Source organism: Thermodesulfovibrio sp. 1176 (genome assembly GCF_029946585.1).
Taxonomy (GTDB): Bacteria; Nitrospirota; Thermodesulfovibrionia; order Thermodesulfovibrionales; family Thermodesulfovibrionaceae; genus Thermodesulfovibrio.
Genome location: NZ_JARZRZ010000009.1, coordinates 1 through 19,044 on the forward strand (window position 1 = coordinate 1; position 19,044 = coordinate 19,044).

General features: G+C 34.9%; 26 protein-coding genes. 2 read left to right on the forward strand and 24 right to left on the reverse strand.

Annotation, left to right across the window (positions count from 1 at the left end; genetic code table 11):
• From QI155_RS10675 to QI155_RS10760, 18 genes are all read right to left on the reverse strand, one after another.
• Window positions 1-613 (reverse strand): TraU family protein (locus QI155_RS10675; RefSeq protein WP_281321621.1); only part of this gene is annotated, 613 nt, incomplete at its 3' end.
• On the reverse strand, window positions 594-1,223 hold the full coding sequence (locus QI155_RS10680) for a hypothetical protein (RefSeq protein WP_281321622.1): 630 nt from the start codon (window positions 1,221-1,223) through the stop codon (window positions 594-596). The genes QI155_RS10675 and QI155_RS10680, both read right to left, overlap by 20 nt.
• Before the next feature lie 2 nt (window positions 1,224-1,225).
• Window positions 1,226-3,622: a conjugal transfer protein TraN gene (gene traN / locus QI155_RS10685; RefSeq protein ID WP_281321623.1), complete on the reverse strand. Its 2,397-nt coding sequence runs from the start codon at window positions 3,620-3,622 to the stop codon at window positions 1,226-1,228.
• 2 nt (window positions 3,623-3,624) lie between these two features.
• On the reverse strand, window positions 3,625-5,613 hold the full coding sequence (locus tag QI155_RS10690; RefSeq protein ID WP_281321624.1) for a hypothetical protein: 1,989 nt from the start codon (window positions 5,611-5,613) through the stop codon (window positions 3,625-3,627).
• A complete protein-coding gene (locus QI155_RS10695) occupies window positions 5,582-8,134 on the reverse strand; it encodes a TraC family protein (protein WP_281321625.1) in 2,553 nt (850 codons plus the stop codon). The genes QI155_RS10690 and QI155_RS10695 overlap by 32 nt, the downstream gene beginning before the upstream one ends.
• Before the next feature lie 21 nt (window positions 8,135-8,155).
• Window positions 8,156-9,070: a conjugal transfer protein TraF gene (locus QI155_RS10700; RefSeq protein ID WP_281321626.1), complete on the reverse strand. Its 915-nt coding sequence runs from the start codon at window positions 9,068-9,070 to the stop codon at window positions 8,156-8,158.
• A gap of 5 nt (window positions 9,071-9,075) precedes the next feature.
• On the reverse strand, window positions 9,076-9,639 hold the full coding sequence (lepB, locus tag QI155_RS10705) for a signal peptidase I (protein WP_281321627.1): 564 nt from the start codon (window positions 9,637-9,639) through the stop codon (window positions 9,076-9,078).
• Complete coding sequence (locus QI155_RS10710; RefSeq protein ID WP_281321628.1) at window positions 9,566-9,907, reverse strand: hypothetical protein; 342 nt, start codon at window positions 9,905-9,907, stop codon at window positions 9,566-9,568. The genes lepB and QI155_RS10710 overlap by 74 nt, the downstream gene beginning before the upstream one ends.
• A gap of 1 nt (window position 9,908) precedes the next feature.
• A complete protein-coding gene (locus QI155_RS10715; protein ID WP_281321629.1) occupies window positions 9,909-10,619 on the reverse strand; it encodes a DsbC family protein in 711 nt (236 codons plus the stop codon).
• A gap of 125 nt (window positions 10,620-10,744) precedes the next feature.
• Complete coding sequence (locus QI155_RS10720) at window positions 10,745-11,452, reverse strand: hypothetical protein (protein ID WP_281321630.1); 708 nt, start codon at window positions 11,450-11,452, stop codon at window positions 10,745-10,747.
• Window positions 11,453-11,461: 9 nt separating this feature from the next.
• Window positions 11,462-12,220: a complement resistance protein TraT gene (locus QI155_RS10725; RefSeq protein WP_281321631.1), complete on the reverse strand. Its 759-nt coding sequence runs from the start codon at window positions 12,218-12,220 to the stop codon at window positions 11,462-11,464.
• Between the two features lie 54 nt (window positions 12,221-12,274).
• Window positions 12,275-12,481 (reverse strand): hypothetical protein, encoded by a 207-nt coding sequence (locus QI155_RS10730; RefSeq protein ID WP_281321632.1) that lies wholly within the window; start codon window positions 12,479-12,481, stop codon window positions 12,275-12,277.
• The gene (locus QI155_RS10735; protein ID WP_281321633.1) at window positions 12,465-12,941 is read right to left on the reverse strand and encodes a lytic transglycosylase domain-containing protein; all 477 of its coding nucleotides are present in this window, start codon (window positions 12,939-12,941) and stop codon (window positions 12,465-12,467) included. Before QI155_RS10735 ends, QI155_RS10730 begins: the two co-directional genes overlap by 17 nt.
• Complete coding sequence (locus QI155_RS10740) at window positions 12,925-13,236, reverse strand: hypothetical protein (RefSeq protein ID WP_281321634.1); 312 nt, start codon at window positions 13,234-13,236, stop codon at window positions 12,925-12,927. The genes QI155_RS10735 and QI155_RS10740 overlap by 17 nt, the downstream gene beginning before the upstream one ends.
• A gap of 13 nt (window positions 13,237-13,249) precedes the next feature.
• Window positions 13,250-13,540 carry a VRR-NUC domain-containing protein gene (locus tag QI155_RS10745; RefSeq protein WP_281321635.1) on the reverse strand — a complete coding sequence of 97 codons (291 nt, stop codon included), beginning with the start codon at window positions 13,538-13,540 and terminating at the stop codon, window positions 13,250-13,252.
• 46 nt (window positions 13,541-13,586) lie between these two features.
• The gene (locus tag QI155_RS10750) at window positions 13,587-13,784 is read right to left on the reverse strand and encodes a hypothetical protein (RefSeq protein ID WP_281321636.1); all 198 of its coding nucleotides are present in this window, start codon (window positions 13,782-13,784) and stop codon (window positions 13,587-13,589) included.
• Between the two features lie 14 nt (window positions 13,785-13,798).
• Complete coding sequence (locus QI155_RS10755; RefSeq protein WP_281321637.1) at window positions 13,799-14,371, reverse strand: hypothetical protein; 573 nt, start codon at window positions 14,369-14,371, stop codon at window positions 13,799-13,801.
• A 21-nt stretch (window positions 14,372-14,392) separates the two neighbouring features.
• Window positions 14,393-14,995 (reverse strand): hypothetical protein, encoded by a 603-nt coding sequence (locus tag QI155_RS10760; protein ID WP_281321638.1) that lies wholly within the window; start codon window positions 14,993-14,995, stop codon window positions 14,393-14,395.
• A 217-nt stretch (window positions 14,996-15,212) separates the two neighbouring features.
• Here QI155_RS10760 and QI155_RS10765 point away from each other — a divergent pair, with 217 nt between their 5' ends.
• Entirely contained in the window at window positions 15,213-15,656 is a 444-nt protein-coding gene (locus QI155_RS10765; protein WP_281321639.1) for a hypothetical protein, read from the forward strand.
• A gap of 158 nt (window positions 15,657-15,814) precedes the next feature.
• On the opposite strand, the gene QI155_RS10770 is transcribed toward QI155_RS10765, so the two are convergent.
• Complete coding sequence (locus QI155_RS10770) at window positions 15,815-16,333, reverse strand: GNAT family N-acetyltransferase (RefSeq protein WP_281321640.1); 519 nt, start codon at window positions 16,331-16,333, stop codon at window positions 15,815-15,817.
• A gap of 219 nt (window positions 16,334-16,552) precedes the next feature.
• Between QI155_RS10770 and QI155_RS10775 the strand changes: the two genes are divergently transcribed.
• Window positions 16,553-16,747 carry a hypothetical protein gene (locus QI155_RS10775; protein WP_281321641.1) on the forward strand — a complete coding sequence of 65 codons (195 nt, stop codon included), beginning with the start codon at window positions 16,553-16,555 and terminating at the stop codon, window positions 16,745-16,747.
• A 46-nt stretch (window positions 16,748-16,793) separates the two neighbouring features.
• On the opposite strand, the gene QI155_RS10780 is transcribed toward QI155_RS10775, so the two are convergent.
• From QI155_RS10780 to QI155_RS10800, 5 genes are read right to left on the reverse strand one after another with little or no spacing between them, the layout of a single operon-like run.
• Window positions 16,794-17,033 carry a hypothetical protein gene (locus QI155_RS10780; protein WP_281321642.1) on the reverse strand — a complete coding sequence of 80 codons (240 nt, stop codon included), beginning with the start codon at window positions 17,031-17,033 and terminating at the stop codon, window positions 16,794-16,796.
• A 43-nt stretch (window positions 17,034-17,076) separates the two neighbouring features.
• Complete coding sequence (locus tag QI155_RS10785; protein WP_281321643.1) at window positions 17,077-17,613, reverse strand: metal-dependent hydrolase; 537 nt, start codon at window positions 17,611-17,613, stop codon at window positions 17,077-17,079.
• Window positions 17,571-17,978: a helix-turn-helix domain-containing protein gene (locus tag QI155_RS10790; protein ID WP_281321644.1), complete on the reverse strand. Its 408-nt coding sequence runs from the start codon at window positions 17,976-17,978 to the stop codon at window positions 17,571-17,573. Before QI155_RS10790 ends, QI155_RS10785 begins: the two co-directional genes overlap by 43 nt.
• Window positions 17,959-18,168, reverse strand: a complete 210-nt coding sequence (locus QI155_RS10795) for a helix-turn-helix domain-containing protein (protein WP_281321645.1) — start codon at window positions 18,166-18,168, stop codon at window positions 17,959-17,961. Before QI155_RS10795 ends, QI155_RS10790 begins: the two co-directional genes overlap by 20 nt.
• Window positions 18,141-18,311, reverse strand: coding sequence for a helix-turn-helix domain-containing protein (locus QI155_RS10800; protein ID WP_281321646.1), 171 nt, complete (start codon window positions 18,309-18,311; stop codon window positions 18,141-18,143). Before QI155_RS10800 ends, QI155_RS10795 begins: the two co-directional genes overlap by 28 nt.
• Window positions 18,312-19,044: the final 733 nt, after the last annotated feature.

Below are 19,044 nucleotides of genomic sequence, written 5' to 3' on the forward strand. Positions count from 1 at the left end.
CAGAATCAGCTATACAGGCAAGTTGAGCAACAGGATTTGCAAAAAGCAGTGCTTCAGGATTAAGAATAAATCCTATCAAATCATTATTCCACGTAGGGTCTATCTCTGTCATATAAGCAAGGTCAAAACCTTCCACAGGAACACAGGGATTATCTACAAAAAGATCAAGCACATGCCATACAGGGAAAACATACCAATGGGCATTCTGCTTTGTATATTGTCTATTTACTTTAGGATCATTTGAACCATGCTTTGTTCCCTGCTCAGGATTAGACATTTGCAACCCTCCCATTGTAGGGAAACAATAGGGCACCTTCGTTGTTTCAACTATTCTTGTGGGATTCCAATAGGAAACTGTTACGCCTAATACAATATTATTCCCTCTTTTACACATACATATAACGCTGCCTACTTTATCAGGATCGGGCAAATTGCTCGGACCTTTAACCTCTATCCCTGCAATTTCTACAGGAAACATAGCATCCCATCTTATATCGGTTACAGGATTTATAAACGATGCCTTGCATTTATCCATACAGTATCCCTCTGCATGCATTAAAACTAAAACTAATAAAACTAATACAAAAATAAAACTATTTCTTTTTCTCTCCATATATACCCACCTCACTTATTACAAGTTGCTTGTTTTGTGTTGATACTAAAGAAGGCGTTTTAGATATTTTAAATTTTTCTATCATCTGAGGTGTCGCAACAAATACTGTTCTGCCAAGCTGTTTTTCTGCTCTTATTACATCTCCTTTGGTAAGAATAAACATGACATTCCAATTATTAAACCATTCCTGTTTTTTCATCCACGCAATTTCAGTTACTGAATTACCATCAAAGAAAACAAGATAATATGGAAAACTAATGTAATCAAGAGGATTAAAGCTATAACCTTTTGGATATATAATCCGACCATTTTCATCCATTATGTCAAACTGAAGAGTATAAGTAGGATTAACATAAAATGTTTTGTCTTCTTTAGCTCTACCAAGATTAAAGGATACTTTTGTAACTTTTTCTATATCTGCTTTGTAATCTTTGACTATTCTATCCCAATTTGTGCTCTTTACCTTTGCCATAAGTTCCTCATAGGCATCAGACTCTGCAATAGGATAGGTTGCACCGTTAGTGCCTATGATTTCTGCTAAGCAAACAGAAACATAAAAGCAAACATTTATAAAACCTATTAAAATTGGCAAAATAAATTTTCTATACAAAATTATCTCCCCCAATTCTGCTGTATCTGCTGTTGCAGTTGTGGTGCAAGATTTTGTCTTATATTTTTCTGTATGTCTTCAATGTATTCGCTGAGGTCAATCCTGTTAAAATCAAGTGCCTGAAACTCTTCAGGTAGAAAACCTCTGCAATTTGGAGATTTTGGATCACCCCATGCACCATCAGGTTGAAATCCTTTAAGTTGAGGTCTTCCCTGTTCGTGTATTATTCTTGCAAGTTTACTGTTGAAACAACAGAAACCTTTTGCTTTCTGCACACAGCCAACCATTGGCCACTTCTTAATACAGTATTCACCAACTTCGTGGCAGTACCCGGAATCGTTAAAAGTGGACGTCATAATATCCTGTTGATCACATTTTTTCATAAATAAAGCCATTGCTAAACTTGCAACTGCTGTAGCAACACCGAGTACACTTCCATATCCGGCTATTGCTAATATAGATTGGGCACATACATTTACCGCAGAAGAAAGAACAGGGTCTTTTATGATCATGGATGTGGCTAAAGATACAACAGAACTTGCAATTCCTGATTGTTTTAAAAATTCATTTATACTTCCTGCTGTAAGTAAATCCGGATTTTGTACTTGATAAGTAACATAAGACCCTGGAACTCCACCGACTTGAGTTGCAGCCCCTGGTGTATTTTGAATAGTATTCCAAAGTGCATTTGCTTGACTGCTATCTAAAGCATAAGTCACACTCCCAGTAGGACCTGATAAAATAGCTTTCCCTGTAGCCGCATTGAATTGTATTAAAGTAGCTTTTGATACATTAGTGCCAAGATTTATTGCTGTATATACACCTGAAACAACTTTTTGTAAATCCCATATAGCACCTAACCCCCCTCCAATAGACCCAGTAGAATCGTAGAGTTTTCCTCTGGATTCGTTACAACAGTTATGAAAACCAGTATCTACTCCTGATTTTCTGCATCTCATGCCTTTGCCGTTAAAAATGTATATCGTTCCAAGACAATTGCCTTGTTCGTCTCGTGGTCCGTCATCTTCATATCCACCTGGTATAACGTCTCCTTGATCCTGTAGTTGACTTTGCGTGATACATTGATAAGGAGAACACATCCATTGATTTTCAATTTGATGACAAGGATAATCACCAAGTGGACAGCCATATCCTAAAAAACAGCCAGGTGGTTGTAATTGCCCTGTAGAACAACTTGGAGTAACTTCACACTTTCCTATGGCAGGATTAAATACTCCGCCCCCAGGACACGCCGAATGACAGGAATTTGCACACTGCTCCTGTGTATCATACTGAACACCATCTAGTGAACACTGCCACTTAGTAACTGTTTGGTTATAAGTTACACAAGCTTGTCCTTTCTGACATGTAGGTGGATTACCTGTGCAGGGGTAGTTGCCAAGGGGACAAGTATAACCTACAAAACCTCGGCAGGTTATTGAGGCTATACCACAGCGATAACACCATCCCTGATCTCGGCACGAAGTATTACAATACCACTCTCCATTATGTCTCATATCACACCGATGTGAACATTCACTAGGATAACAACTAGCACTTACTGCTACCGATCCTGGCCATAAGTAGTCACACACTACCTGTGGACCATGTCTAAAATCATCATAAGTAGATATAGGATTGCCACAAGGACCACGAGGAGGACTCCATGTTATGTCCCCATAACTTGCACTACACTGTGCCGTCTGTAAGCATGCGCTATTGCACTGATTCAAATCACTATATATCTGCCCATTCACGGGACACTGATACTGAGTTATCTGAACCTGTTGAGAAGAGCACACTCCCACTGTCGGGGTATATTCACATTTCTGAGTGTTTGCATTATAAGTATACTGTGCAGGACAACTTGGCTGCTGATACTGAGGGTTACACTGTGTCTGCCCTGTAGGGCATATATATCCCTGCGGTGTTTGCTGACACTGATGGATTTCGTTCTGCTGTATCTCCCCATCACCATTTGCGTCCACTGCACAGGAGTTCTCGGGAAATGTAGGCTCTGTGTCCCCCACTGGAGTTGCTGTCACGCTCTCACACTGCTTTGTCTGGGAGTTCCATATATAAAGCCCGGGGCAAAGAGGCATTGTAACACATTTTTTATACTCCGTTGAAAATATGTAAGGTGAAGGGCATTTCCCTGATGTATCAAGGGGATCAAGCTCACAGTATCCTGAACCAGAGGAAAACACACCCACCTGCCCGTTGTCTGCAGGACTGCAGTATGGAGTGGCTGTATCTGCGTAAGCTACAGATAAAAGGTTAAATTGTCCAACAGGTTTGGAAAAACCAAATAGACTTGATAAGTATTGAAGATCCACAGATACTTCAGTAAATGCAAAAATAAAAACAATAATCAGTGATATTGCCTTCTTAATCCACATAACTAATACCCCGGCAGTGTCTTTATATTGCCTGATGTGCAGATCATATCCTGTCCCGCAATTCTCATTGTCTGCATAAGGGTTGATGCTGCACCGAAGTCATTCATGCACTGACATGGAATATCTATGGTTTCACCTTCTTGGGCAGGACAAATGTCATTGTAGCAAGGACGATAGTAATAAATGCAATTTATATTTCCTGTATTTACTTCTGTAACTCTTCCGCTTATTCCAACTCCTACATTAGGACGATTTACTTTAACTCTACAGGCTTTTTCACAAGACTCCCCTGTTGCTCCTCCCCCAACAATAAATTGTTGATTTACATAAGTATTCCATGTATTACCTTCTTTCCTTATATCTGTAAAGGTTATTCTGTCTGAAGAATACTGACTTGATGGAACAACAGTTGCAAGTCTTTGTTTTGCTCCTGATAAATCTATTCCTTGGTCTTTACATAAATATACTCTACTTTTTAACAGCCAATCAAAAACATATGTTTTATCACATGCAGTAACAGGTTGTTTTAATGGAACCAGCCCTGTTCTAACTCCTTGTCTTATTGTTTGGACATTGTCTATTGTTTCTTCCCATAAAACACAATTTTGATTATTTTCATAATCGTCACACGTAGATTCTATATTTTGCAGTAATTCACAGGTAGTATTTGTATATATATTTGCTATAGAAAATCCTTCTCCACAACCAGCAACTGCTACTCTATTTCTTGTTCTTAAAGTATGAGGTTGCCCATATTGTTTAAAATAATTAGTAACATCAATATTTAAACCCCAATCCCAGCTTGTTGAAAGTTCACAACTGCTAGGAGGATAACTGTTAGGGTCTGTCCAGTTCCCATATGGACCATTCCATACAAGATAGTTATTAAACCATACCTGAATCCAATCGTCCCACTTTGCTCTTATCAATGTTGCTTTTTCAATTAAATCAGGTCGTTTAATAAGTAAATCATAATAAGTTTCAAATATCGAACAGCCAGCACACCAGTAGTTGTCTCCTTCCCATCCCAAAACAACTTGAATACATTTTTCTCCGCAAGACCTTACTGTTCCACCATTGCCTCCAACCGGTTCTATAATGTCATAAATTCCTATTCTCTGCTCTCTTAAGTTTCGTCTTATTGTGCAAGACCTAAGATTTGAAATACTTTGAGATTGATTGTAAGCACTATGCATAAGGCTATAAAAACTACTTGAATCCTGAGATTGAGACAAAACTAACCCTTCAACAGAAGAAGAAATTGTATAAGGAGATTTCCAGTATTGCTCAGGATATAAAGCACCGCTTCCGCCGCTTGCTATCCCACAATCTCTTGTTTTCTGTCCATAAAAATATATTGCTGCACCATCTATCCTTGCATCTGATATAGCATACCTTGAATCTGCCTTCTGAAAAGCACCTGCCACTGCTCCACCAAAAACTTTTAAAACATATCCAACATTGTTCCATAAGAGATTATTCCCGCAGGACTGATTAATACAAAAACATCCTGCTAAAGATGTAAGTCCAACTTCCTGCAATTGTAAGTTTCCATTGTTGTATTCAAATGAATAGTTTTTACAGTTCACCCATGTCCCCGGCTGACAACTTATAAATCCATTGGTGCATATACCCGATACATTACTTACCGCCATTGATTTATCCATTTTCCCATCCATATCGCTATCCCAGTATATGTCTGCATCAAAATCACCTGTGCCTTTTGGTTTTACAAGCACTGTAAGAAATTCTTTACTGCTTGGGCATACTAACTGCACATCACCACTTTTAGAACTGTCAATGGTAAAAAGTTTGTCTCCGCCAAGTAAGGGATTTACAAAGTTCTGCTTTATTGCCTTTTCCGAGCCTGCTTTATCTCTATACTGAGAATGCATGCTTCCTGCTATATCCGCTGCATTCTGTTCTGCATAGGATATGGTTACAAGAAAAAACAATAAACTACTTACTATTACGTCTTTTAACCATCTCATTGATTGCCTCTTCATAACTCATTCCATTGTTCACCATGTTTTGTATTTCTGCTATTTCTGTTGGATCAGAGGTATATGTGTAATATGAATATAGGTCAACCATTAGTCTTGCAACACCGACCCCAAAATCATCAGAATGTATAAAAATTTCTGAATATTTCGGAGCATTGTATTTAATCGAATTAAGAATATTTAAAGTAAACTCGTCATAATCAATAAGTTTTTTGTCTCTGGCTATCACAAAGTCACCGCTTTCAAGGAAAAATTTAAATGCAGAGTTTGAGTTAATAACCTGTCCTACTCTTCCAAAATGCTCAAGGTCAAGAATAGACTGTGTTATTATTCCGAAGCTACCTTTGTATTTCCTTGCTCTACGATATCCTTCCTCTATAACCTTCTGAAAAATCTCTGTATCCTGCAAAAACTGCCATGCTTCATCCATAATTACCATACGAGGGTTTTCTCTGCTGCTGAGATATAAATCCATTGTAACTGTGTTTAAAACCTGAAGCACTACTACTTTAAATAAATCTGGTAATGCTTTCAAATGTTCAAGTTCAAGAACTACAAAGTTATCCTGAGATATATCAAAACTTGTTGGACCGTTAAAATATTTCCCATATATACCTGCAGAAGTAAACTTATCCAGATTAAATGCCAGATGAGTGGATAATAATTTAAAGTCTTCAATACACGCTTCTTTGCCTTCGCAAAGGATATCCTTGCCATTGTAATGCTTTGGAAACTCTGAAAGATAAATCTGTATGTGGTCAACCATAGCATTCTGCCCGAATTTTTCAATTGCCCATCTTACTCCTGAACTTATTAGATTTACAACGCTTTCGTGGTTTGTCCCTTGAGGAAGTTGCCCCGTTGAAGATATAGCCATCTGTAAAATTATGTTTGAAATAACAGGAATATCATATTGTGCTTCTCTTATGTTAGAAAAAGGATTTATACATATATCACTGTCAGGAGAAAACTCAAGAAATTTACCATTAAACATTTTAGCAAGTTTTCTGTAACTACCACCTATGTCAACCATCCTTGTTTTAACTCCTGCCCCAAGATAGTTGGCAACCATATAGTTACAGGTAAACGATTTACCCTTACCCGTAGGAGCTGCAATGTAAAAGTTATAAGAAGAACTCCCCTGACTAAATATATTAAGTCCTACTATTTGTCCTTTTCTGCCACTAAATATAAGAACAGGTTCTCCTGTTCCCATATAATCAACCTGTGCAGGTATCATAGGAGGAAGTGTCTCCGACGGAACTATAAAGTCTCTATCAAGAAGATTTATTGTTCTGTGGTCTGCATAGCAGCCAAAAGGTAAACTGTATGTAAAGAGAGGAAGCAGTATTGTAGAGTCCTCCTGCATTACCGCACCTGTTGACTCCCATAGTTTTATTATTCTGTAAACTGCTGTTCTTGTCTGTTCTTCATCTTCCGAATAAACCCAGATTATAGGAATTATTCGGAAAAATCTCTCTCCTTTATCTACTTTGTCAACTGCCCAAAAATACTCTTCCTGCTTTCTTTTCAAAGAGGCTATGAATGAACCCATTGCCTGCTGACTGAAGATAAGATTTGCTTTGCCGTGTATTTTTGTCTTCAAATCCTCAACAAATATATTGAGGGTATACCAGAATGGAGTATTTATCTGCGATACATCACCGCTTATTCCATCATAACTTCCTGTTACTCTGTTTGCCCAAAAAAAGTCTATTTCCTGTGGCATTGATTTTACTGTTACACATCTAAAGTATTTTGTAACTTCACTATCTTCCAGTCCTTTACCATTTTGTCTTACGAATTTACTTTTAGTCTTTATAAATCTATTTTCAACTTCTATATCTGTATCTGCAGAAATTGCCTGTGCATTAATTGGTTTATTTTTACACCATGAATTAATTACTTCAGGTTTTCTACTATTTATTATTTTTCTCAATAAACTTAGATATACATCAGGACCACATAAAACAGGATTTAAATGAACAGATTGCAAAATTTCTCTTGTTGAAGATATTAGTTCTTTAAGAAGACTATCTGTTGTCTTTTTTACAGGAAGTTTTACTGTAAAAAACAGCCTGTAATTTCTTATAGGAGGATTACCTGTTTTTTGTTTTTCATAAAATTCCCTTAAAGAGCGATATGCCATTCTAATATAATCAGGAGACTGTCTTTTATAATATTCATAATAATCCATATATGCAGATATATCAGGGTCTGCATAAAGAATGAATTGCAAAACCGTTCCTTCAGGATAGTTTATCTGAAATAATCCCTTCAGAGTTTGAAGTGACTGCATGCCAAATACTAAAACAGGCGTGCATTCATACATTATACCAATTGTTTCATCCTGATTGTAAAAAATCCCAGTTTCCTCATCGTAAGCAATAGGACTGAAATATTTACTTAATTTATTTCGTCTTAAATCTGCTTCAATTTCTGAATAAGATAAAACTTCCTCTTCGTGTTTTTCTCTCTTTAAACCTATTAACTCAAGTAATTTAGTCATTTATATCACCCCTTTATTTATTTATATTTTTTCTTTTTTCCAGAGCGGTGGAGGCTCAAGCGGATCAAGACTTGTGCCTTTCTGAAAATCATATATTCCATACCTTGCAGGATCATCCTCTCCTGTCATAAGTCTTATCGCTCTTGCAGTTCTTGTGTATATCTCATCTAAGGAAACTACTCCTGAACTTATAGGCATATATTGTCCTGTTTTTTGATCAACAACTATTATGGTCGGGGTTACTTCTATGCCAAACCTTGCCTGCATAGAAGGGTTTTTACTTATATCAACCACCTTTATTGGTATTCCATCTGCTTCTGCATATTTAAGTATCTTTAACTGAGAATCACAGTAACCACATCCAGGTTGAACAAACACTACATATCCAAACTCTGAAGCGTTCTTTTTTGCATAGCTCTGAAGTTCTCCTGCTATAAGGTCTCTCTTCTTTGACATACCCGGACCGGATATGGGAATATCTCTCTCTGTCGAAAGCTCAGGATACTTCTGCCACACATAGCCTGCATAATGAGAAAAAAGCAACGCCTTCTTTCTTGCTACATCCTGAAGATTGTAAAATTCATATACATTTTCTTCTGTAGGTCTCTGAACTGCTTTTTTGAGATAGTAGTCATACAGTTTGCTAAATTCATCAGGGTGCATATATAAAAGCTCATTGTAAGAATACTCCTTCAATGGCTTCGGAGTAGATGTCTGCTTTGGTTGCTCTGTTTTTACATCTTCTTTTTTCGCTTCTTCCTCTTTTTTGGGTCTTTGATAATCCTTATACCACCACCAACCCTCTTTGGTTGGCGATTTGTAATAGGTATCCTTCTTTTGTTCCTGTAAAGGCTCCTGAGAACTCTGAGCCCATATAGGAATAATAAATAAAACCAGAACTACAATGACTGTTAAAATTGTTAAAATCCTTTCCATTTTTCCTACAATATCGGTAACAATTTTGCTATTATTTTATCTTTCCTTACAGGTCCAAAATATCTGCTGTCATAACTGTCTTTGTGTGTTCCTACTACAAAATACTGCCCCTCTGGAATTTTGTATAAACAGTAAAGAGTTCCACAGGGATTAAATGGTTTAACTGTAATACCAGTCCTGCTTTGATGCTTTGCTCTGCCAAGATAATCCCCATTACAATAATATTCATCTCCCTCTATCTCAAGAACTTCTCTTTCTGAACAACCTATTATTTTTGCAATAATATGTCCTTTGGCAAATATATCTTCTCTGTCTGTTTGAACCAAAACATAATCTCCTCTTTCAATTTTTTCTGAATTAACTTTCCAGAAAAGTTTTTTATCAATAGAATTTCCATAGCTTACAGCAAGATTTGAAACTAATGCATATCCTAAAAAAACAAAAGCACTAATACCAAAAATAGTTAAAAATAACTGCCTTGGATTCTTAAGAAGCCTATTTGCCTTGAGGCTCAGGTATCTCTGTCTTCTTTGTAGAATATTCTTTAAGTTCTGGAGTAATGTTTTCAACTCTGTCACCCCCTAAAATTACATCAGATGTAATTATTACTTTTCTTTTTGGTGTTTTTGTTACGATTTCTTCAATTTTATCTATTCTCTTTTTTAACTCCGCTTCATCTATCTGCTTTGTGAGATATAAATCCCTAAGCACTGCCACATACCCTTTCAGGTCAAATGTCACTATTTTGGTTGCAAAAAATTTGTCATAAATCAAAATAGAACAAATAGAAACAACTACAGAAATTAAAGCTATTTTTATAAACTCTCTTGCCTTCACTTTATTTGCCTCCATTTAATACGTTGTCTAACAGAGGAATATTAGCTCCCTGTACAAGTTTGCCCTTAACATAATAAGTAGGAGTTCCTCCTATGTTAAGACTTTGAGCAATGGATAAATGGTCGTTTATTGCCTGTTCGGATTTCTTTAAACATTCTTCAGTCACAGATACTTCTTTACCGCTCATAACTTCTGAGTAAGCCTTTTTCTTGTCTTTGCTGCAAATCACATAAGCTATCTTTTTCTTTGAAGAGTCTCCGTGAAATGGAAGAAAGAACAGATACTCTGTTACATCATCTCTCTTTGAAAGGTATTCATAACCTTTCCTGCAGAAAGGACAATCAGGGTCAGTAAAAGTAATTACTTTATTTTTGCCGCTACCTATTTTTACTGCTTTAGATAAATCAAGGCTTTCAAATTTTTTAATTGCTAACTGCTGTCTTCTTTCTCCTGTTATTGATACCCCTGTAGTTGTCCAGATTTCACCAAAAACCACATAACCTTTCGGTGACCAGTAAATTATCTGCCCGTTTTTATCTACTACTTCATATAAACCAGGTATAGGGGATTCAGAAACATATTCAATAGAAAAATTAGGAAAAAATTTAATCAACTGTGCTTTCACTTCATCAGTTTTTAAATCTGCGGCATAAACAAGTGGTAAAGTAAAAAACATTAATGATATTAATCCTAATAAAATTACATTTTTCACTTCTACCTCCATTTAATGTTTTTTGGGGCAATTATCTCTTATAGAAAATATTACTCATAAAGATAAAAAAAAACGGTGGAAAACTTTCCACTGTTTCTGATAGCAAACATTTAATTTTTTAAAAATTAAAGATTCTTCAAAATATCTTCCTCTTTTTTGATCCAAAGAAATATCTGATCAATAAACTCATAATAAGTTTGCAGATTTAACTTTAAGCTGGCAGGGAAATAGAACTTCTTTTCAAGTTCGGGTCTTTTTTCAACTGCAGGACTTATCACGGTGGTTATAATCAGGTTATTTTTAATATCATCTTGCGAATATCCCTTCTCCAAGTAAAACTCATAGGGCATATTTGGATTAATAGTATTTTCCCAGATATTATAAAGTCTTAAATTATACTTTTTGGCAGTGTCTTCACAACTGGTATCTAGTTTTTTGGGGAAAGCTTTTGTTTTTTTTACAAAAAACTTCAATATCTCTTTGTTTCTAAATATCAAATGCACTCCATCAAATTTGTTCTCCTTGTATTTGTCAAATATATAAAGATATATTGGGGATACATAATCATTTCCTTTTTCTGTTTTAATACTAACTGCAACAGAACCAATACAAACAGCATATTTTGCTTTTTCAGGTAAAGTAGTTAACTTTTCAAGATATTCAATAAAGGAAACTATGTCCTCCAGATTATTTTCTTTCTTGATCTTTTCATATATAGGGTTTATTTCTGATCGAGCAAACACTTCAAAAACATCCTCTGAACCAAAAGCTGAACTGATATATACAAAAATTGCTAAAATAAACAATAATATTACTATTGTCCTTTTTCTCATATTTCCTCCTTAGAATATACCGCCTATCTGATTTGCTATTTTATCTGCAATAGCTCTTGCAGCCTCATTTTTATCAATATTGGTCTGCTGAGCAGTGCAGGCTATTTTGGTTCTATAAATCTGGTAGTTAGAGCTTATTTCCTGTTTTGTCTGAATGGTGGTTGATGAACCCTGCTGAGCGTTGGTTATAATCTGCCCTGTAACTGGTTTGTCTGTTCTCTCCTGTATCTGAACATCAACAACACCGGCATAGGTTTCTACCTTTATTGCCTTTCCAAGAAGAGCTCCACCAACACCTCCAACCAGTGCCCCGATTAATCCGAGAGCTATGGAGGTATCTCTGCTCTGGCCAATTAAAGCACCGCTACCAGCACCAACAAGCGCCCCTTCCACTGCTCCCTCTTTTGTTCCAGTCTGGCGATAGTAGTCCATATAAAGAACATTTGCCTGAATTATATAGCCTGCCTGTGTAGGGTCAGTTACAACCTGATAACCTTTAGCAGAAAGCCTGCTCACAATAAGATTCTGTAACATCGTTGTGTCTACTTCCTGCATATCTGAGGTATTGTTCACTGCTACATAAATTGTTTTGTTTTTTGCTTTCACAACAGGGTCAAGAAATATCGTGTCCGTCATTTTCAGTTTTACCTGCATATCACTGTGTTCGATAGCATTAATCATCTGCCCGCATCCAGAACTGCTAAATAGAAAAACAAGTAAAACCAGAAGAGATAATAGTTTAAATTTGTTGTTCTGTCTCAATTTCATCCCTCCTCTTTAAAATTTTTAGTATTAATTATAATATGTTCATATATTTTTGTTTCAAATTCTGTCTATATCAAGCTCGGCAGTTACCCCAATTATCAGGCAGTCAGTTCCTTTTCCTTCTGAAATCAGCTTTTCTACGACAATATTTTCTGCTTCCTGTTTATTATGTGCAAGAACAGTTTTTCTGTAGAAATTACCCTTCCACTTATAAAAGACAATCCAGTTTTGATAATTATTATTACGTTCACTGCTCTCTGACATATTGTCTTAAAACCTCCCAGACTTTCTGGCTGTATTTAATTCTTTTTATTTTTGAGCTGGCATTATAGCAACCCACTGCTTCCCATGTATAACCGTATTTATTAATACATTGAGCCAGAACCCACGCTCCCACATGTATGTTGTAGCAGGGATTCCAGATTTGTCTTTCGTCATAAAGACCATACTTCTTGAGAACAGGTAACCATGAGGTATTTATCTGCATGATTCCAATGTCATATGTTCCATTGCCATTTCTGTTCAATGCAGTATAATTAAAATTGGATTCCACTTTGGCTATTGCCCAGAGAAGATTTGGGTGTATTCCATATTTCTGACCAGCTTCTAAAAAGCACTGGTTGATTTCGTATGGTTGTAATGACTGGCTGCTGCTTATGTTTTGAGTTAAAAAAATCAACATAAAAATTACCAATAAAATTAAAACTTTAAATCTTATAAACATTTAATTTTTCCTTTGCCTCAGCTACCAGAGGTTTAATTTTGTTAATTATTTTTCCACTTCTATAATCATTTAATATGAAAGACAGGAAAACATAAGCATCTTCTTCCCAGAATTTAATTACCTGTTCCGCAGCTTCACCTCTACTGGCAAGAAAATTACTGTAATAAACAGGATTTTTAATCAATTTTTTCAGGTCATTAAAAGCCAGAACAATAATACTCCCGATAAGTCTCTTAATTCCTGAAAGTTCAGGATTTATATTCTGTTCCTGCAAAGTTTCAGGATATCTGAACATAAAAATCCTCCTTTTAAAGATTATTAATTAAATCATCAATACTTTTGACTACGAGAGATTTTCCACCGAGTTTTTCTACTTTTTTAAGAAACTCTTTCTGTTTTTCTGTTAGCCTTCCTTTTGAACTTTTACATTCAATTGCTACAAACTGTCCTTTAGGGGAGCAGGCTATTATGTCAGGCGAGCCCGCTGTTCCCAATTTAATTGCCCGTTTTTTATTATTTGAATCAAAAATAACAAGCCCTGAATTATTTCTTATTGCTATGTAACCCATTAAAGAGAGATATTCAAGGCATGTTTTCACAATTCCTGATTCCTCTTTTTTATACTTGACCTTTTCTTTTTTGTGATCAGAATTCTTTAAATACTTTTTCTCTCCATTCTTCTGCAAATTTTTTAACAGCAGAATCGCTTCCTTTTCTGCCAAACAGAGCATTTTCTGCCTCCTCTGAAATTTCTACTTCGTCAATAACAAAAGTATTTTCAAGATAAGGAGTAATGGATACAATAAATTTTTCATCTTTTCTGTCAATAATTACTTTCCCCATATATTTACTCCGATTTATTTATCTGAACCATCATTGTTTTGTTTTATGGACAGAGATTCATTTAATGTTTTAATCTGACTGCCGAAATCAAGATAAATTCTTGCTATTTTTTCTATTCCCTCAAAATTACCTTCTGCAGAAAAATCTATTCTCTTTTTGCTGAGAATTTTAAATGCCATCATGATCTGAGCTCCTTCATTGGAACGGGGGATAAATACAATGGAATTTCTTCGTCTTATAAGAAGTTGCTTTTGCTCATAAGTATCATTGACTTCATTCCACTGTTCGTAATTAAATGTAAAAAATCCTGGAATTACCTCTTTGAGTTTATCCCACAAAGAGGAAATCTTTTTTCTTACTTCTTCAATCTTTTTTTTAGCTTCGGTAAGAGAAATAGAAAAACCAACATTTCTCATGATTGAATTAATTTTTTTGTCAAGCTCAAAAATGCTGAATACAAGTTCTCTTGGTAGAGCAGATTCACTGATCAGGACTACAATGCTTCTTGTGTCCTGAATCTGTTTCATTTTTCTTTCAAGAATTATCTGTCCTTTACTTTTGGCTTCTTGGGCCACTGATTCAGTCATACACTGACCTCCTTTTGTTTGTTATTGTAAGGATTTAATTTTAATATCAATATTACCTACCAAACTTTGAAGAATCTTTTTTGCTGTTATAAGATTTTTTCCCTTTTCACCAACAAGAAGCCCTACTGAACCATTCTCTGAATATACTATTGCTTGAGCAAGGGATTTAAAATAAATAACTCTCTGAATTCTATCTTCATAAAGAAGGAGACTTTTTATTAAATCTTCAATGTTTTCATAATATCTAATAAAAACAAATTTTCCTTCGGGGAAGTGTTTTTTTATTTCCTGACCGTTTATATATGGTTTAAAAATTTCATTCAAATCTCTGTTTGTGAAATTTTTATCTGTTTTTATAAGAATTTTGAACAGATTTTGATAAATTCCTATTTTTTTAATGCTCAACTCATAATTAATAAGAGGTTCACTTACGAGATATTCAATGAGTTTTCTTATATAAGCAGGTGATTTCTGAGTGAGAGTGATTCTTGCTCCCTTGATTTCAAACACAGCAGCCCAGTCTGTATCGCCGATTTTATAGTCATGTGCAGCATATTTCTTAGGTAATTGTGCAAAAAGTTGGGTTCCCACAATGTTACATAGAAGGCTGTCATGATCTGGCAATTTTTTAACTACCTGAAAAAGGACGAGGTAATTGATTTTGATTACAGGAGAATTAAACATATGTTTTTATTACTTTTTCTGAAATAAAAGATATTTACAGGTAATATCGTTTAGACAAAAAACATCAGGAGAAAACGAGGGTTGCGTTATGCAAATTTCATGGTTTATGATTTTAATGACTTTCTTATTTATTTTATTATGGTTCAATATTGAGGATATGAAACAGATTTTTTTATATCTTCTGGCCTTAAATCTTGCCTTGCTTGGAGCAGGAGCCACGTGGCTGAACTCAACAAACATTGAGAAGCTTGAGGAGAAAGATAGAACCTTTGTCCAATCAAGAAGAAAAGCCTTTAACATAGTGACCTTCATATCATTGATTATCTCTGTCACAGGACTTATTTCTTCTTTTATTGATGAGACAAAAGTGCCCTCAATACTGGGACTTATATCAGTGATTGTTTTGTCTGTTTCAGCTTTAATTCTTGGAGTTTTATTTATCAGACTTCAAAAAAATAATTTTTTTAAAAACAGGAATAAACCACTCAGGTATTTTACAAGAGTTTCAATAAGTCTTAACCAGCAGGGTTTGTTTCTTTCAAATTTAAGACTATCCATAAGACCTGTGATATGCTGCTTTTGCTGGGTTATTGTCTCTTGATGGATTTCAAAATCTATCTCTCTTAGATATTCATTCAGAGACATTTTGTATGCTTTCACTGAATCAATGATCAAGCTATCAAAATCAGCCTCAATAGTTTTGATTTGTCCTTTTTTAAATTTGAATCCCAGAGTCTTCCAGAAAAAAATCTCTCGGATTCAAATCCTCTTCTCCGTATTCGTCTCTGGTTCCCAATCTACCAGTAATTTTTTTGATTGATAGCTGTTTTTTTTTCTGTAATAGTCAATAACCTCACTGAATAAAAACTTTCCAATATTCTGTCTTCTGTATTCTGGATGAATGACAATATCGTGAATGAAGAGAATTTTATCAAAACGACTATATTCGGTATCAATTCTTGCAAAACAGCATATAGAGGAAAACATTTCTTTTATTTCTTCCTGAGTAAGTTTATCCATAGGATATCCCAGTATCTGCACATTGAGAAAGCCTGAAGACTCTGCTTCCTGTAGCAGGTAGAACCATATATTGCCTGCTTTATCTCTCACATAAAATTGGTCAACAGTTTTCACCCTGCTTTCTCTCCAGAACCGTGTTCTTCGGGAAGCAGTCCAGTTTGATGAAAAGATAAACACAGGAAAACACCCGAATGTCAACTGCCACCACGGTATCTTACCTTTTGTTCCTGCCAGTAATAGGATACTATATGGAAGCATGGCATGGAAATATTACTTAAAATATTCGCAGGGTAATATACAAATAACTTTAGTTCAGTAGATTTTCGAATATCAGGTTTCTAACCTGAAATTATTCCCTCCTTTCTCTTGCAATGCAGGTTTTTATTTTCAATTTTTTAATTTTTATTTTTTATTTTCCTTTTTTCAGCAATTTTAGTTTGCCTGCATTGCAGGGAATAACCTTTTTAGGAGGGGAAAATGATTACCAAAAATTTTCAAGTATTTGAAAAAATTGATCTTTCTTTTTTGGCTGGTATCACCGGCCTAAAAAAAGAAATTGTTGAACAAATATTTCTTATTGGAGACACTTTTCGTGTTTCTGATAAGAAATACAAAATTTGTCAGACCGCTGAGGAAGATGGTAAAAAAATCTTCCTCTGCCAGGTCTGGTAGTAGTAGGGGCGAAAGCCCCTTTTTTATTTTTAACGAACTGTTGGAATTATGTTTTTCTTTTAGAGCCAATTGTATAATATATCTCTTTTATTTTTGATGGGACTATATCGATTATTCGTATCTTCTTAATACCTTTTTTAACATATTCCTTCATCAATTTTGACTGTAGCCATGACATTCCTTTAGGTTCAGGAATGTTATCTAAATTTGCTTTTGGATCAAATATCATAAAAGCTTTATCTTTTTTTCTTTCCATTTCAATTATCTTTTTAACTAATTCTGACATCCCCATCTTTCACATCCTTCAAAAAACTATGTCACGCATACTTTTACCTCCACAGAACCACGCCTGAAAGCAATCCAAAGCTCAGAAGGTATTCAGCAGGACTTCCAACTCTCATTATTCCAATGGAAAAAGTTCTTTTTGTCGGGTGTAATAATGGAACAGAACTGCTCAGAGAATCTTCAAGAATATGAAGAACACAGCCAATAACCGTATAAAAAACTGCATAGAGAAGAACAAAAAGCAGGGTTTCTGAATTAAAAATTTTAAAACCTTGTATAAAATTTACAAAAGGAATAGCCAGAACATTAACCTTTGTCTTCAGGTATAATAGTGACCATAGAATTAATCCCGAGATAACATATCCCAGCAACCAGTGACTGAGCCGTCTATGATTTTTTCTCCATCTGTCAGTGTCATAATCATGACCTTCCAGAGCATCAGGAATAATGCTGCCTGCAGCTGCAATTAAAGATGAGATAAAATCGCTTGTTAGCAGAAAAACCAGAGAAAAAGTGGAAATTTTGTGATTAATCCATTTCATTGTTTCTGCTGCTCCTCTCTTTCTGTTTGTTGTTTCCATTTTCTCTTGGCTTCCTTAATCCAGTCTTTCAATGCTTTTATGCTAAATACGTAATCTCCGTTTCTTCGGGTAAAAGGAAGCTGTCCCTTTTTAACCTCACTGAAGATGAATCTATAAGGAGCACCGAGAGCGAGTGAAAGATTACTTATCCCTTTTATTTCTTCAGTTTCAAAGAAAGTTTCAATCAGAGAGGGAAGGGTAGCTCCCGCCTTTTTTGAGGATTCAATCCATGTGAGAATATCATCCACATCATAAAGAACCATCCTGCCAAGTTTAACTTTAGGAATTCCAGCAGAAGATATGGCTCTTGGCTTTATATTCAGTAAATTGCAAACTTCAACCTCATTAAGCAACAGCCTTTTCAATGGTTCTCTCCTTCCAGCGTTTTATATCTTTTAAGGGAAATCTTAAAAATTTCCCGATTTTCAAATAAGGAAGTCCTCTTTTTTCAATATAAAAATTAAGCATGGTTCTGCTTTTAAGACCGAGAAATTCCATTGCTTCCTCTTTAGTGAGAAGCAATTTTTCTAATTTTTCCTGTTTTTTTCTATCCATTTTTTCAGGTCCTCCAGATTAAACATGTAGTTACGTGCATTAAGACGTATGTGGGGTATGTTGTGTTTTTTCACAACCTTCTTAAACTGCTTTCCATCTTTAAACCCCATAATCTCTGCTGCTTTTTCAATGTCAAGTAGCATATATATTTATTACTTCTTGCTTTAAATCAATGAGGGCTTAAAGCTTTTCATGGGATTGAAAAGCAATTAGATACAGGAGATTCCCTTCTGTAAGAGAGGAGCAGTTCATCTGGACAGTAAGTAGAGATAGATATTTCTGCACCTGAAAATTGAAAATTTAACAAGTCCCTGAAAACCAGCTTCGCCATTTCAATATGCAAAGCATATTGAAACCTTTTTCTTAATTGTAGGCTTATTAAACACACGTAGCAACATAATAAATCCTTCAATAAAAGAGAGATAAACTTATTCCCCTTTATAAGGGAATAAATTAACTCCTGGTTGATTTTCAATAACTACGAAGTAGTTATTGAAAGTCTTTTCAGGTACCGTATCAATCTTACAATAAAGTATCATCTTACAAAGACTATATAAAGCTATCTTTAAAAAATTAAAAAATATTTTTAATTTATTATAAATACCTTACACGAAAAAAGATTAAAATTTTCCCAAAAATCAAAGGGTTAAGAAAATTAGAATTTTTATAAAAAATGTCAAAAAAATAAAAAATAGCCTGAAAATTCAATAGCTTTATTGAGAATAATTATTTGTTGAAATAAAAATTTAAGATAAAAAAGTGGGATTTTAATTTGTTACATGAATTAAAATCCCGTTTTTGCAATTTATCTGTTACACAAATCAGATAAAAAAGTGGGATTTTAATTTGTTACATGAATTAAAATCCCGTTTTTGC

What these genes read in the sequence shown, in the direction of transcription:
- QI155_RS10735 (WP_281321633.1), bottom strand. Translation starts at nt 12,941, where the DNA reads ATGTTTATAAGATTTAAAGTTTTAATTTTATTGGTAATTTTTATGTTG.
- QI155_RS10695 (WP_281321625.1), bottom strand. Translation starts at nt 8,134, where the DNA reads ATGACTAAATTACTTGAGTTAATAGGTTTAAAGAGAGAAAAACACGAA.
- QI155_RS10690 (WP_281321624.1), bottom strand. Translation starts at nt 5,613, where the DNA reads ATGAGATGGTTAAAAGACGTAATAGTAAGTAGTTTATTGTTTTTTCTT.
- QI155_RS10775 (WP_281321641.1), top strand. Translation starts at nt 16,553, where the DNA reads ATGATTACCAAAAATTTTCAAGTATTTGAAAAAATTGATCTTTCTTTT.
- QI155_RS10785 (WP_281321643.1), bottom strand. Translation starts at nt 17,613, where the DNA reads ATGGAAACAACAAACAGAAAGAGAGGAGCAGCAGAAACAATGAAATGG.
- traN (WP_281321623.1), bottom strand. Translation starts at nt 3,622, where the DNA reads ATGTGGATTAAGAAGGCAATATCACTGATTATTGTTTTTATTTTTGCA.
- QI155_RS10780 (WP_281321642.1), bottom strand. Translation starts at nt 17,033, where the DNA reads ATGTCAGAATTAGTTAAAAAGATAATTGAAATGGAAAGAAAAAAAGAT.
- QI155_RS10740 (WP_281321634.1), bottom strand. Translation starts at nt 13,236, where the DNA reads ATGTTCAGATATCCTGAAACTTTGCAGGAACAGAATATAAATCCTGAA.
- QI155_RS10800 (WP_281321646.1), bottom strand. Translation starts at nt 18,311, where the DNA reads ATGCTACTTGACATTGAAAAAGCAGCAGAGATTATGGGGTTTAAAGAT.
- QI155_RS10795 (WP_281321645.1), bottom strand. Translation starts at nt 18,168, where the DNA reads ATGGATAGAAAAAAACAGGAAAAATTAGAAAAATTGCTTCTCACTAAA.
- QI155_RS10770 (WP_281321640.1), bottom strand. Translation starts at nt 16,333, where the DNA reads ATGCTTCCATATAGTATCCTATTACTGGCAGGAACAAAAGGTAAGATA.
- QI155_RS10765 (WP_281321639.1), top strand. Translation starts at nt 15,213, where the DNA reads ATGAAACAGATTTTTTTATATCTTCTGGCCTTAAATCTTGCCTTGCTT.
- QI155_RS10755 (WP_281321637.1), bottom strand. Translation starts at nt 14,371, where the DNA reads ATGACTGAATCAGTGGCCCAAGAAGCCAAAAGTAAAGGACAGATAATT.
- QI155_RS10725 (WP_281321631.1), bottom strand. Translation starts at nt 12,220, where the DNA reads ATGAAATTGAGACAGAACAACAAATTTAAACTATTATCTCTTCTGGTT.
- QI155_RS10750 (WP_281321636.1), bottom strand. Translation starts at nt 13,784, where the DNA reads ATGGGGAAAGTAATTATTGACAGAAAAGATGAAAAATTTATTGTATCC.
- QI155_RS10700 (WP_281321626.1), bottom strand. Translation starts at nt 9,070, where the DNA reads ATGGAAAGGATTTTAACAATTTTAACAGTCATTGTAGTTCTGGTTTTA.
- QI155_RS10720 (WP_281321630.1), bottom strand. Translation starts at nt 11,452, where the DNA reads ATGAGAAAAAGGACAATAGTAATATTATTGTTTATTTTAGCAATTTTT.
- QI155_RS10730 (WP_281321632.1), bottom strand. Translation starts at nt 12,481, where the DNA reads ATGTCAGAGAGCAGTGAACGTAATAATAATTATCAAAACTGGATTGTC.